The following is a 13,701-nucleotide window of genomic DNA, read 5'->3' on the forward strand; positions in this document are numbered from 1 at the left end:
CGGGAGCGACGGCCTGCTCCCGACCCTGGACCCGTCCGCCCGACCTCGCAGGTCGGGTCCGTGATCGTTACCGCTCCGTCACGCGACGTCCGGTCGCGCGAGGATCAGTCCTGGCCGAGGGTCGCCCGGCGCAGGACCTCGGGGTCGCACTTGGGCACCCGGTCCATGGTCAGCAGCCCGTTGACCTCCTGGTAGGTGTCGGTGAGCTGGGTCCAGCAGGCGCCGGCGAGCGCCTCGCTCGCGTGGACGGCGGCCCACTGCTCCCGGTAGCGGGTCAGCAGGTCCTCGGGTGAGCGGGCCTCGGCGTAGCCCCAGCCGCGGACGTCGTCGGCGGTGTCGCGCAGGGCCACCCCGCCGAACTCCGACAGGACGACGGCGCGGCCGGCGGTCCCGGCGCGGTCGAGGTCGGCCAGGTGCCCGTCGGGACGGCGGGTGGTCGCCAGCCGCTCGAGGTCGGCCCGCGTCCGGTACCGCGCGGCCAGCTCAGCGGGGTCCTGCCCGTAGTCGTGGATGCCGAGCACGTCGCCGCCGAGGGTCTCCCAGCCGTCGTTGGCCGAGACCGGCCGGGTGCCGTCCTGCGCGTCCGCGACGGCGGCCAGCGCCTCGATCAGCGCCCGCTGCCGCCGGTCGGTCTCGGCCTCCTGCACGCCCCAGGACTCGTTGAGCGGCACCCACGCGACGACGCTCGGGTGGCCCCGGTGCGCGGCGACGACGTCCGGCCACTCCCGCAGCAGGCGGGCGGTGGCGGTCGGTCCGGGGCGGTGCGCCGAGGGCATCTCCGCCCAGACCAGCAGCCCCATCCGGTCGGCGAGCGCGAGGTAACGGGGGTCCTCGGTCTTCTGGTGCTTGCGCGCGCCGGTGAAGCCCAGCGCCCGGGTCAGCTCGAGGTCGCGCCGGAGCGCGGCGACGTCCGGCGGTGTGGCACCGGTCTGCGACCAGTACCCCTGGTCGAGGACCAGCCGCAGCCGGGTCGGCCGGCCGTTGACGAGGAACTGCCCGTCCTCGGCGCCGACCGACCGCAGCGCCGTGTAGCTCTCCACCTCGTCGAGCACCTCGCCGTCGTCGGCCACGAGCGCGAGCTCGGCGTCCAGCAGCCGGCCGTTCCCGGGCTCCCAGAGCAGGCCCCAGCGGTCGTCGAAGCCGCCGTCGCCCACCTGGACCGTGCGCTCGACGACGGCCCCGTCGACCCGGACGGCGTCGTCGGCGAGCAGCCGGTCGCCGGACCGCAGCCGCAGGTGCAGCCGGGCGCCGGTCACGGGGACGGCGAGCTCCACCCGGACGTCGACGCGGAGGGTCAGCGGGTCGGCCCGCCACTGGACGTCGGCGATGCGCCGCGCCGACACGTGCTCGACCCACGGGGTGCGCCAGATGCCGGTGGTGCGGGGGTACCAGATGTCGTGCGGCTCGTCCCGCCACTCCTGCTTGCCGCGCGGCGCCTCGAGGTCGTCCGGGTCGTCGTCGGCCCGGACGACGAGGTCCGCGCCCTCCCCCAGGGCGTCGGTGACGTCGACGGCGAAGGGCGTGTAGCCGCCCTCGTGGTGCGCCACGTGCGTGCCGCCGACCCAGACGTCGCAGACCCGGTCGACCGCGCCGAGGTGCAGCACGGTGCGGCGGTCGCCGCCCGCCGCGGGCAGCGGCCGGCGGTACCAGGCGCGGCGCAGCGGCCCCTGCCACGCGACGCCGCTGGCCGGGGTCTCGGGCGCGTAGGGCACCCGGACGAGCCGGTCGAAGGCGACGCTGCCGGGGGTGCCGGCGCGGTCGGGGTCTGCGGCGAACTCCCACTCCCCGTCCAGCGACGTCCAGGGACGGCGCAGCAGCGGGCGGGGGTGCTCGGTCGGATCGGTCCGGTCCACGCCCCCAGCACACCGGAGACGCCGCCGTCTCGCAGCGCGCCCACCCTCACCGCCCACCGTGAGGGCGGACGCGCGGCGATCAGGTGACCTGGTCGTCGCCGCCCGTCACAGCGGCCGGACGGTCCCCAGCAGGTGGTCGGCGCCGGACGTCGAGTTGCGGACCGCGAGGTCCCAGCCGCCGTCGACCGGAGCGGTGGCCAGGCTGACCGTCGAGGGCAGGAACAGCGGCTTCTTGAACGCCACGTCGACGGTCAGCGCCTCGGGCAGCCGGCCCGACAGCGCCGCCAGCGCCCGCGCCTGGACCCACATGCCGTGCGCGATCGCCCGCTTGAAGCCGAAGGCCTTCGCGGTGAGCCCGGACAGGTGGATGGGGTTCACGTCGCCGGAGACCCTGGCGTAGCGGCGTCCGGTGTCGTCGGGCACCCGCCAGCGGATCGCCCCCTCGGGGAGGGCGCCCACGGTCACGTCGAGGTCGGCGTCCGGGGCGCCGTCCGGCGCGCTGGCACCGCGCGACAGGTACGTCGACCGGCCGCGCCACACCTCCGCGCCGCCCGCGGAGACCGACGCGCACAGGTCGACCGTCGCGCCGCTGCGGTGCCGGGCGAACCGCTCGGCCCAGACCTGGAGGTCGAGGGTCTCCCCCGGCCCGACGGGTCGGAGCACGTCGATCCGGTTCCGCACGTGCACCAGGCCGGGCAGGGCCAGCGGGAAGGCGCGGTCGGCCATGAGCGCGACCTGCAGCGGGAAGGTGAGCACGTGCGGGTAGGTGGCCGGCAGCGCGTCGGTCAGCGGGAAGGCGCAGACCCGCGCGTAGGCGGCGACGGCGGCGGGGTCCACCGCCACGCCGGTGCGCGCCAGCCGGGTGTCGGGCAGGTCGCCGCCCCGGCCGCGCGCGGTCAGCGCGGCGCGGGCGAACAGCGCCGGCAGGCTGGGCGGCTGCTCCGGTCCGGTCGCCATCACGCCCCCAGCATCGACTGGCCGCAGACCCGCACGACCTGGCCGTTGACGCCGGAGCTGGCCGGCTGCGCGAGCCACGCGATGGTCTCGGCGACGTCGACCGGCAGGCCGCCCTGCTGCAGCGAGTTGATCCGCGACCCGATCTCCCGGGTGCCGAACGGCATCCGCGCGGTCATCTCGGTGACGATGAACCCGGGGGCGACGGCGTTGATCGTCGCGCCGCGCTCGGCGAACGCCGACGCCCACGCGCGGACCATCCCGATCACCCCCGCCTTGGACGCCGCGTAGTTGGTCTGCCCGCGGTTGCCGGCGATCCCGGACTGGGAGCTCACCGCGACCACCCGCGCGCCGGGCCGCAGCACGCCCTCGGCGTCCAGCAGGGCCCGGGTGAGGTCCAGCTGGGCCTGCAGGTTGACCGCCATCACCGCGTTCCATCGGTCGGCGTCCATGTTGACCAGCAGCTTGTCCCGGGTGATGCCGGCGTTGTGGACGACGACGTCGACACCCCCGTGCCGCTCGCGCAGGTGCGCGATCAGCCGCTGCGCCGCGTCCGGCGCGGTGATGTCGAGCTGGAGCGCCGTCCCGCCGACCTCGTTGGCCACCTCGGAGAGGGCCTGCCCGGCGGCCGGGACGTCGACGGCGACCACGTGCGCACCGTCGCGGGCCAGCACCCGCGCGATCGCCGCGCCGATGCCGCGGGCGGCCCCGGTGACGACCGCGACCCGGCCGGCCAGCGGCCGCTCCTCGTCCTGGCCGTCGGGCAGGTCGGCGGGCGTCAGCGTGACCACCTGACCGTCGACGTAGGCCGACCGGCCGGAGAGGAAGAAGCGGACCGGGCTGTCGACCCCGGCCTCGGCCCCCTCCGGCACGTACAGCAGGTTCGCCGTCGCCCCGTTGCGCAGCTCCTTGGCGAGGGAACGGACCAGTCCCTCCACCGCCTGCCGGGCGGCGGCGGGAGCCGGGGCGGTCGCGGCGGCCGGCGGGTCGGCCAGCACCAGCACCCGGCCCGACGGGCCCAGGCGCTTGACGGCGGGGGCGAGGACGGCGTGCGCGGCGGCCAGGTCGGCCGGCCCGGTGAGGCCGGTGGCGTCGAGCAGGACGGCGCCCAGCCGCTCGCCGTCGTCCCCCACGCCCGGCAGCACGGGCACGCCGGCGTCCTCGAGGAGGCCGGTCAGGTGCTTGGCCAGCCGGCCCTCCCCCGCGGTCCCGACCAGCGCCGGCCCGGGCAGCAGCGGCGCGCCGGGCTCGTGGCGGCGGAGGACGGCGGGCCGGGGCAGCCCGAGCTGCCGGGTGATGGCCGCTCCGGGGCCGGAGTTGGCGAAGTCGCGGTACCAGTCGCTCACGGGGTGCTCCTTCAGGACTCGAGGATGGCGACGACGCCCTGGCCGCCGGCCGCGCAGATGGAGATCAGGCCGCGCTTGCCCGGGCCGGCCTCGTGCAGCAGCTTCGCCAGGGTCGCGACGATGCGGCCGCCGGTGGCGGCGAACGGGTGCCCGGCCGCGAGCGACGAGCCGTTGACGTTGAGCTTCGCGCGGTCGACGGCGCCCAGCGGCGCGTCCAGGCCCAGCCGCTCCTTGCAGAACGCCGGGTCCTCCCATGCCTTGAGCGTCGCGAGCACGGTGGACGCGAAGGCCTCGTGGATCTCGTAGAAGTCGAAGTCCTGCAGGGTCAGGCCGTTGCGGGCCAGCAGCACCGGGACGGCGTAGGCCGGCGCCATCAGCAGGCCCTCGCCGCCGTGCACGTGGTCGACCGCGGCGGTCTGGGCGTCGACGAGGTGGGCGAGCACCGGCAGCCCGCGCGCGGCGGCCCACTCGTCGGAGGCGAGCAGCACCGCCGAGGCGCCGTCGGTGAGCGGCGTGGAGTTGCCCGCCGTCATCGTGCCGTGCTCGCCACCGAAGACCGGCTTCAGCGTCGCGAGCTTCTCCACCGAGCTGTCCGGCCGCAGGTTCTGGTCGCGGGTCAGGCCCAGGTAGGGGGTGACCAGGTCGTCGAAGAAGCCGCGGTCGTAGGCGGCGGCGAGGTTGCGGTGCGAGCGGACGGCCAGCTCGTCCTGCTCCTCGCGGCCGATCTCCCACTGGGCGGCGGTGATCGCCGCGTGGTCGCCCATCGCCAGGCCGGTGCGCGGCTCGGCGTTGCGGGGGGCCTCGGGGATCAACATCCCCGGGCGCACGCCGGCGAGGGCCTCCACCCTCTGCCGGAGCGTCTTCGCGCTGCTGAACGCGATCAGCGCCCGGCGCATCTCGTCGTTGATCGCCAGCGGGGCGTCGGAGGTGGTGTCGACGCCGCCGGCGACGCCCGACTCGACCTGGCCGAGGGCGATCTTGTTGGCGACGAGGATCGCCGCCTCCAGACCGGTGCCGCACGCCTGCTGGACGTCGTAGGCGGGGGTGGCGGCCGACAGCCGGGAGCCGAGCACGGACTCCCGGGTCAGGTTGAAGTCCCGCGCGTGCTTGAGGACGGCGCCGGCGACGACCTCCCCCAGCCGGACGTCCTGCAGGCCGAACCGCGCGACCAGCCCGTCCAGCGTCGCGGTGAGCATGTCCTGGTTGGAGGCCTGCGCGTAGGCGGAGTTGGACCGGGCGAAGGGAATGCGGTTGCCGCCGACGATCGCGGCCTTCCGGGTCTGCGGAGCCATCGGGGACCTCCAGGGTCGTGAGGGGCGTCTCCCCCAGTGCGCGGGACCGACGGTATCAGGTACCGTCCGTACCGTGAAACGGACGGCTGCCCGGCGCGACCGGCGCGACTCGCGCTGGGACGAGCACCGCCGCGCCCGACGCGAGCAGCTGGTCGACGCCACGCTCGCCGCGGTCGGCAGGCACGGCGCCGGCGTCGGCATGGACGAGATCGCCGCGGCGGCCGGCACCAGCAAGACCGTCGTCTATCGGCACTTCGCCGACCGCACCGAGCTGCACGTCGCCGTGTGCGCCCGCGTGGCCGGGCACCTCACCGCCAAGCTGCGCGAGGCCGTGAGCAGCACCGACGAGCCGCGGCAGATGGTCGCCACCGCCGTCGAGACCTACCTGGCGTTCCTCGAGGCCGATCCCGAGGTCTACCGGTTCGTCGTCTCGCACCCGCTGGTGGACCGGCCGGTCGCCAGCGACCCGATCAGCACCCTCTCCCACCTGGTGGGCGACCAGGCCGCGACGCTGGTCGCGGACGCCCTCGAACGGGCCGGCCGCGACCCGTCGGCGGCCCAGCCCTGGGGCCACGGCCTGGTCGGGCTGGTCCGCTCCGCCGCCGACTGGTGGTTGCAGGCCGACCGGCCCATGCCCCGGGCCGACCTCGCCGCCCACCTCACCGATCTCGCCTGGGCCGGGCTCTCCGGCGTGGTGACCCGCAAGGAGGAACCGTGACGACCGCTCTCCCCACCAGCGTCGACCCGACGGCGCTGACCGAGGCACTCGACGGGCGATGGGCGCACGTGCGCCGCGACGCCCGCGAGAACCTGCACGAGCCGGGGATGCTGCCGGTGTACGGGGAGTCCGTCCGGGAGGCCCGCGAACGGGTGACCCGGATGGCGCGGGTGCTCGCCGGGTCGGGCCGGGTCAGCCTCGGCTTCCCCAAGGAGTACGGCGGCGAGGACGACGCCGGCGGCTCGGTGGTGTCCATCGAGATGCTGGCCTTCGTCGACCTGTCCCTCATGGTCAAGGCCGGGGTCCAGTGGGGCCTGTTCGGCGGCGCCGTCCAGCTGCTCGGCACGCAGCGCCACCACGACGCCTTCCTGCCCGACATCATGAGCTTCGACCTGCCCGGCTGCTTCGCGATGACCGAGACCGGGCACGGCTCCGACGTCCAGCAGCTGCGGACGACGTGCACCTACGACCCCCGGACGCAGACCTTCGACCTGCACACCCCGCACGAGGCCGCCCGCAAGGACTACATCGGCAACGCGGCGCAGGACGGCCGGATGGCGGTGGTCTTCGCGCAGCTGGTCACCCGCGGGCAGCGGCACGGCGTGCACGCCTGGGTGGTGCCGATCCGCGACGAGCAGGGCAACCCGATGCCCGGCGTCACCATCTCCGACGACGGCCCCAAGGCCGGGCTCAACGGCGTGGACAACGGCCGGCTGACCTTCGACCACGTGTCCGTACCGCGGGAGATGCTGCTCGACCGCTACGGGCAGGTCGCCGAGGACGGCACCTACACCAGCTCGATCGAGAACGAGACCCGCCGCTTCTTCACCATGCTCGGCACCCTGGTGCGCGGCCGGGTCAGCGTCGGGGGCTCGGCGTCCTCGGCGACCAAGCTCGCCCTCGACATCGCCGTCCGCTACGGCGACGTCCGCCGGCAGTTCGCCGCGCCGGGCGCCGACCGCGAGGTCGTCGTCAACGACTACCTCGTGCACCAGCGGAAGCTGCTGCCGGCCCTGGCCGCCACCTACGCGTACGCCTTCGCGCAGGAGGAACTGGTCTCGACGATGCACGACGTCCAGAGCGGCGTGGGCGGGGCCGGGGCGCCGGACACGGCCGTCGACGAGAAGGCCCAGCGAGAGCTGGAGTCGCGCGCCGCCGGCCTCAAGGCGGTGCAGACCTGGCACGCCACCCGGACCATCCAGCTGTGCCGGGAGGCCTGCGGCGGGTCGGGCTACCTCCAGGAGAACCGGCTGCCGCACCTCAAGGCCGACACCGACGTCTTCACCACCTTCGAGGGCGACAACACCGTCCTCCTGCAGCTGGTCGCCAAGGGCCTGCTCACCGGCTACCGCGACGCCTTCGGCTCGCTGGACGGCTGGGGCAAGGTCGGCTTCGTCGCCGACATGGTCCGGGAGACCGTGCTGGAGCGGACGGCGGCCCGCGGGCTGATCGCCCGGCTGGTCGACGCCGTCCCCGGCCGGGACGACGAGGTCCCCCTGCTCGACCGCGGCTGGCAGCTGAAGGCGTTCGAGGACCGCGAGAAGCACCTGCTCGAGAGCGCCATCCGCCGGCTGCGCGCGGGCGCCGCCCGCGAGGACGCCGACCCCTTCGACGTCTTCAACGACGTCCAGGACCACGCGCTCGCGGCCGCGCGGGCGCACATCGACCGCATCGTGCTGGAGGCCTTCGTCGCCGGCATCGAGCGGACCGGCGACGAGGGTGCGCGCGCCCTGCTCGGCCGGGTGTGCGACCTCTACGCGCTCTGGACCATCGAGGCCGACAAGGGCTGGTTCCTCGAGCACGGCCGGCTCACCCCGGCCCGCGCCAAGGCGCTGACCGCCACGGTGAACGCGCTGCTCAAGGAGCTGCGCCCGCACATGGTCACGCTGGTCGACGGCTTCGCCATCCCCGAGGGCTGGAAGGCCGCGGCGATCCTGCGCGAGGAGCCGGGCCGGCAGGAGGCGATGCACGCCCACGACGGCACGCTGCGCCGGGGGACGGCGACCTCGCTGGAGATCCCGCCCGCCCAGTGAGCGGACCCCGCCCTCCTCTCTCTCCTCGTCGACCACGGGGTCGTTGCCGCCGACACGGCGGGACACGCCGCAGCGTCCGGCGACGACCCCGTGATCGACAGCGGCGTGGGGCGCGGGGCGGGGCAGGTCCCAGCCGGACGACGCAGGCCTCAGCGGGCCGGTGGGCGCGGGAAGCCGCCGACCAGCTGCTCGAAGGCGTGCGCCACCGTGAGGCAGGTGGCGTCCTCGAAGCGCCGGCCGACCAGCATCATCCCGACCGGCAGCCCCTGCGAGAGCCCGGCCGGGACGCTGGTGGCCGGGTGCCCGCTGACGTCGAAGGGCGCGCAGTTGACGATCATCTCCAGCGCGCGGGCGACCCGGGTCTCCAGCGGGTCGTCCGGGGCCGGGATCTCCGGGGCGACCATCGGCACGGTCGGCATCACGAGCAGGTCGACGTCGGCCAGCGCGGCGTCGTACTGCCGGCGGACCTCGGCAGCGAGGTTCTGCGCCATCGCGTAGTGCCGCGTCTGCTCCCGCTCCAGCGACCAGCGCCCGGCCAGGGCCACCGCGGTGACGGTCGGCGACCACCGGTCGACCACCTCGCGCCGCTGGCGGCCGTAGTGGGCGACCAGCTCGGGGTCGTAGCGGCCCTCGTAGTTCCAGCCGTAGCCGTTGCCCTCGATCATCTGCACCGTCGCGCCGTCGGTGGCGATGACGTTCCAGACGTGCAGCGCGTGCCGGTGCCACGGCAGGTCGACGTCGACCACCTCGATGCCCAGCTCCCGCAGCCGGGCGGCCGCCGCGCGGACGGTGTCGTCGACGCCGGGCTCGGACAGCTCCGCCCACCCGAAGCCCTCGGCGACGACGCCCACCCGCAGCCCGGCCACGTCCCCGCCCAGCGCGGTCGCGTACTGCTGGGGCACCAGGTCGGCGGGCTGGCGCGGGTCGTCCCCGTCGCGGCCGGCCAGCACGTCGAGCATGGTCGCGGCGTCGGCGACGGTGCGGGTCATCGGACCCAGGTGGTCGAGGGTCAGCTCGATGGGGAACGCCCCGGTGTAGGGCACCAGGCCGTGGGTGGGCTTGTGGCCGACGATGCCGCTGAAGGCCGCGGGCATGCGGATCGAGCCGCCCTGGTCCCCGCCGACCGCGAGGTCGACCTCGCCGGCGGCGACCAGCGCGGCGCTGCCGCTGGAGCTGCCCCCGGTGGTCCGCGACGGGTCCCACGGGTTGCGCACCGGTCCGGTGACCGAGGTGTGGCTGCCGCCGGAGAAGCAGAGGTCCTCGCAGACCGCCTTGCCCACGACCGTCGCCCCGGCCTCCAGCAGGCGGGTGACCACGGTGGCGTCCTCGGCCGGCACGTACCCCTCGACGGTGTGCGAGCCGTTCATCATCGGGACGCCGGCCACCGCGACGTTGTCCTTGACCGCCACCGTCCGCCCGGCCAGCGGGCCCTCGGCCGCGCCGCGGATCTCGGTGGTCACGTACCAGGCGCCGAGCGGGTTGTCGGCGTCCGCCGGCCTGGTGCTCGGCCGGTCCGCAGGCGCCTGCGGGGCGACCTGTGCGTAGAGTTCCTCGACCGCGTCGTAGGAGCTGAGGAAGGCCGCGACGATCGGGGTGTAGGCGGCCACCTCCTCGGCGGTGGGCTTCATGCCGTAGCTGGCCGCGAGCGCGGCCACCTCGTTCTCGTCCGGCGGGCGTACGGGCACGGCTGCCTCCAGGTGCGCGACGGGGTGGTCGTTCGCAAGCTAGTGACGCCGGGCACCCCTGTCACCGTCGGCGCCGCGGGTCGGGGCGGGGAGAATGCCCGGCCGTGGAGATCCTCGCGGCGGCGGCCGAGACGCTGCGCGTGCCGGCCCCGGTCGACCTGGCCGCCATCGTGGTGGGGGCGCTGACCGGCGGGCTGCTGGCCGCCCGGGAGGGGTTCGCGGTCTCCGGCGTGCTGCTGCTGGCGGTCAGCGGCGGGCTCGGTGGCGGGCTCATCCGTGACGTCCTGCTCGCCCAGGGCCCGCCGGTGGCCCTGACCAACCCCGCCTACCTTCCCACCGTGGCGATCACCGCGATGGTGACGTTCTACTTCTCCGGCTGGCTGTCGCGACTGACCGGCCTGCTCGTCGTCCTGGACGCCGTCACCCTGGGTTTCTTCACGGTCATCGGTGCCCAGAAGGCGCAGCTCGCCGGCCTGCCCAGCGCGTCGGTGGTCTTCGTCGGCACGGTGACGGCGGTGGGTGGCGCGATGATCCGCGACGTCCTGCTCGCCCAGCGGGCCGAGATCGTCCAGCCCGGCCCCTACAACGCCGTCGCCGCGCTCCTCGGGGCCGCCGTCCTCACGGTCCTGGCCGGGCCGCTGGACCTGGACCCGATCCCGGTGGCGGCGGTGGTGATCGTCCTCGTCGCGACCCTGCGGGTGCTCTCGGTCTGGCGCGGCTGGGAGGCGCCGGTGGCCGTGGACCTGCCCGGACGCGCCCGCAGCCGGCTGGTCCGCGCCCGGGCCGCCCGCCCCTGGCGGGGCACGAAGCTGCGCCGCCGCGACCGCGCCTGAGAGAAGGCCCCTCCCCCTCGCACGCTCGCGGCGGAGCCCTGGAGGGGGCCGAGCCCGGGTCAGCGGTCGGCGCCGGCCTCGGGGTGCACCGGCGGGGCCGGCGGGATGCCCTCGGGCACCACCTGGGGACCGGCCTCGGGCGGCCGCGGCCGGTCCTGGGGGTGCAGGCGGACGGCGAGCAGCGCCACGTCGTCCTCTGCGTCGGGGAGGAACAGCCGCTCGAGCACCCGGTCGCACAGCTCCGCGAGCGGCAGACCGGCGTGCTCCCGCAGCACGCGGACCAGGGCGGCGGTGCCCGTGTCCAGGTCGCGGTCCCGGCGCTCGACCAGCCCGTCGGTGTAGAGGAACAGCGTGCTGCCCGCGGGCAGGTCGGCCACCCGGTCCAGCCGCGGCGCCGTGGGTCGCACGCCCAGCAGCAGGTCGGGCGCGCCGCCGCCGAGCACCTGCACCCCGCCGTCGGGGCCGACGACGACGGGCGGCGGGTGGCCGGCGCTCGACCAGCGCAGCCGGGTGCACCCGGCCCGCAGGTCCGCGTGGTCCTGCTCCAGCCGGGCGACCAGGGCGGTGGCCATGGTGTCCAGCGCCAGCCCGCGGATCGCGGCGTCGAGCTGCGCGAGCACCTGGGCGGGCGCGGCTCCGCTGGCGTAGCTGATGCCCCGCAGCAGGCCGCGCAGCTGGCCCATCTCCGCCGCGGCGCGGCTGTCGTGGCCGACCACGTCCCCGATGGCCAGCACCGTGGCCCCTCCGGCCTCGAGGAACGCGTCGTACCAGTCGCCGCCGATCTCCGCGCCCGCGGCCGCCGGCACGTAGCGCACGACGATCTGGCAGTGGTCGGGCTCGGGCGGCGCGGTGAGCATGCTGTGCTGGAGGGCCTGGGCGAGCGCCCGCTGCTGGCCGAACAGGCGGGCGTGGTGCAGGGCCAGGCCCGCCCGGCGGCCCACCTCGACCGCCGTCTCGACCTCGGGGGCGGTGTGCGCACCGCGGGCGGCGCCGTTGAACAGGCCGAGGGCGCCCAGGGTCTGCCCGCGGGCGACCAGCGGGGCGATCACCCCCGAGTCCAGCCCCAGCCGGCCCAGCAGCTCGCGGGTGGCCGGCTCGGGGATGGCCCGCTCGACCCGCTCCCGGTCGATCCGCGACAGCACCAGCGGCCGGCCGGTGCGGGTGACCACCGCGGCGGCCGCCTCGTCGGTCATCACCGCGACCATCGAGTGCACGTACAGCTCGAGCTCGGCGCGCAGGGCGGGGTCGCTGTGCGCCGAGGCCATCTCCCGCAGCCGGCCCTGCTCGTCGGTCACCACCAGCCAGCACCAGTCGGCCAGCGTCGGGACGACGAGGTCGGCGAGCTGCTCGACCTGCTGGGTGATCTCCAGGCTGCCCGACAGCACCTGGCCCGCGTCGGCGAGCAGCTGCAGCCGGGCCGTGGCCGCGGTCATCTCGGCGACGGCGTCGGCGCGGACGGCGTCGGCCTGCAGCCGCGAGGCGGTCAGCGCGATCTGCGCGGTCAGGCCCTCGAGCAGCTCGACGTCGGAGGGCGTGAACTGGTGGTCGGTGGTCCACACGACGATGAAGCTGCCGATCAGCCGCCCCTCCACCCGCAGCGGCAGCGCGGCCATCGCCCGCGTGCCGAGCACCGCGTTGATCTCGGTCATCCGCGGGAAGCGGGCCTCGGCCTCCGCCGCGTCGGTGAACAGCAGCGTCTCCCCATGCCGGGCGACGTACTGCATGGGCAGCTCGTCGTCCCACGGCGCCTCGACACCGCCGGGCGGCAGCCGGACGTCGGCCTCGCTGGCGACGGTGTCGACGATCCGCCGGGTCAGGTGCAGGTACAGCCGGTCGTCACGCGGGTCGATGACGGCCAGCCCGATCGACTCCGCGTCGAGCACGCCGGCGGCGCGCAGCGCGATCTCGGCCAGCTGGGTGATCCGGTTGGCGCCGGCCAGCTCCGCGGCGACCTCGGCGATGGCGGCGGCCCGGCGGACGGCGTCGAGCTCACGCTCGGACTGCTCCCGGGTCTCGGTGACGTCGACGACCGTGCCGAGGATCCGGTGCGCCTCGCCGTCGGACCCCGCGAGCACCCGACCGCGGCTGATGGTCCAGCGCACCTCGCCACCGGCCCGCAGCACCCGCAGCTCCACGGTGTACTGCGCCTGGGCGTCGATGGCGGCCTGCATGACCTCCTGGGCCCGCGCCCGGTCCTCCGGGTGCACGTGCTCGGTGAACAGCCGGTCGAGGGACATGCGCACGGTGCGGTCGAACCCGAAGATGGCCGCGCAGCGCTCGTCCCAGTCGATGGTGCTCCGGCGCAGGTCGACCTCCCAGATGCCGACCGAGCTGGCCTCGAGGGCGACGTCGAGCCGGGCCGAGGAGGCGCCCACGGCCGAGCGGGCGGCCGACAGCTCCAGCTCGGCCACCACCGAGGCGGCCAGCTCCTGCAGCAGTGCCGCGTCGTCGTCCGACCAGCTCCGCGGCTCCGGGGCGTACACCGCCAGGACGCCGACGACGGACCCGGACGCCGCGAGCAGCGGCACCCCCAGGTAGGCGCCGACCTGCCCGGTGGTGACCGCCGACAGCCCGGCGAGGTCCTGCTGCGACCGGGCGTCGGGCACGACCAGCGGCGCCCCCCGGCGGACGGTCAGCGCCGACAGCGCGCCCGTGAACAGCGCGGGCCCGCCGACGACCCCGGGCTGCAGACCGTGGCCACCGATGACGGTGTCCTCGTCGGTGAAGAGGGAGACCTTGGCGTGCGCGGTGCCCAGCAGCCGCGCCGCGAGACCGGAGAGCCGGTCGAAGGCGGCCGGGCCGGGCACCTCGACCGCGAGCCGGCGCGCGGCGGCGATGCGGTGCGGGTCGGCGAGCGGGTCGGCGAGCGGGTCGGCGGACGGACCCGGGGACGCGACGTCCATCGCGACGACCCCCTGTCCCGCTGGTGCAGCCGACTCCCCGGTGAGCCGCGACAGACCATGCTGACACGACCACCCCCCGTGGAA

Annotated in this window: 9 protein-coding genes; 3 read left to right on the forward strand and 6 right to left on the reverse strand. The window is 75.7% G+C overall.

The annotated features are described in order from the left end of the window. Positions 1-104 precede the first annotated feature (104 nt). The 4 genes from ACI79I_RS02370 to ACI79I_RS02385 all read right to left on the reverse strand — a co-directional run bounded on the left by ACI79I_RS02370 (position 105) and on the right by ACI79I_RS02385 (position 5,445). Positions 105-1,853 carry a glycoside hydrolase family 2 protein gene (locus ACI79I_RS02370; RefSeq protein ID WP_456990667.1) on the reverse strand — a complete coding sequence of 583 codons (1,749 nt, stop codon included), beginning with the start codon at positions 1,851-1,853 and terminating at the stop codon, positions 105-107. Between the two features lie 105 nt (positions 1,854-1,958). Further along, the gene (locus ACI79I_RS02375; RefSeq protein ID WP_456990668.1) at positions 1,959-2,810 is read right to left on the reverse strand and encodes a MaoC family dehydratase; all 852 of its coding nucleotides are present in this window, start codon (positions 2,808-2,810) and stop codon (positions 1,959-1,961) included. After that, on the reverse strand, positions 2,810-4,153 hold the full coding sequence (locus ACI79I_RS02380) for a 3-oxoacyl-ACP reductase (protein ID WP_456990669.1): 1,344 nt from the start codon (positions 4,151-4,153) through the stop codon (positions 2,810-2,812). The genes ACI79I_RS02375 and ACI79I_RS02380 overlap by 1 nt, the downstream gene beginning before the upstream one ends. A gap of 11 nt (positions 4,154-4,164) precedes the next feature. Further along, positions 4,165-5,445, reverse strand: coding sequence for an acetyl-CoA C-acetyltransferase (locus tag ACI79I_RS02385; protein ID WP_456990670.1), 1,281 nt, complete (start codon positions 5,443-5,445; stop codon positions 4,165-4,167). A gap of 73 nt (positions 5,446-5,518) precedes the next feature. Here ACI79I_RS02385 and ACI79I_RS02390 point away from each other — a divergent pair, with 73 nt between their 5' ends. Both ACI79I_RS02390 and ACI79I_RS02395 read left to right on the forward strand, forming a co-directional pair. After that, positions 5,519-6,163, forward strand: a complete 645-nt coding sequence (locus tag ACI79I_RS02390; protein ID WP_456990671.1) for a TetR family transcriptional regulator — start codon at positions 5,519-5,521, stop codon at positions 6,161-6,163. After that, positions 6,160-8,196: an acyl-CoA dehydrogenase family protein gene (locus tag ACI79I_RS02395; protein WP_456990672.1), complete on the forward strand. Its 2,037-nt coding sequence runs from the start codon at positions 6,160-6,162 to the stop codon at positions 8,194-8,196. The genes ACI79I_RS02390 and ACI79I_RS02395 overlap by 4 nt, the downstream gene beginning before the upstream one ends. A gap of 149 nt (positions 8,197-8,345) precedes the next feature. Here ACI79I_RS02395 and ACI79I_RS02400 read toward each other — a convergent pair whose 3' ends face one another. Next, complete coding sequence (locus ACI79I_RS02400; RefSeq protein WP_456990673.1) at positions 8,346-9,881, reverse strand: amidase; 1,536 nt, start codon at positions 9,879-9,881, stop codon at positions 8,346-8,348. Positions 9,882-9,985: 104 nt separating this feature from the next. Between ACI79I_RS02400 and ACI79I_RS02405 the strand changes: the two genes are divergently transcribed. Beyond that, on the forward strand, positions 9,986-10,714 hold the full coding sequence (locus tag ACI79I_RS02405) for a trimeric intracellular cation channel family protein (protein WP_456990674.1): 729 nt from the start codon (positions 9,986-9,988) through the stop codon (positions 10,712-10,714). 59 nt (positions 10,715-10,773) lie between these two features. Here the strand turns inward: ACI79I_RS02405 and ACI79I_RS02410 are convergent, their stop codons facing one another. Continuing rightward, positions 10,774-13,617: a SpoIIE family protein phosphatase gene (locus ACI79I_RS02410; protein WP_456990675.1), complete on the reverse strand. Its 2,844-nt coding sequence runs from the start codon at positions 13,615-13,617 to the stop codon at positions 10,774-10,776. Between the last annotated feature and the right edge of the window lie 84 nt (positions 13,618-13,701).

The sequence above is a fragment of the Geodermatophilus sp. SYSU D01105 genome (assembly GCF_054050095.1).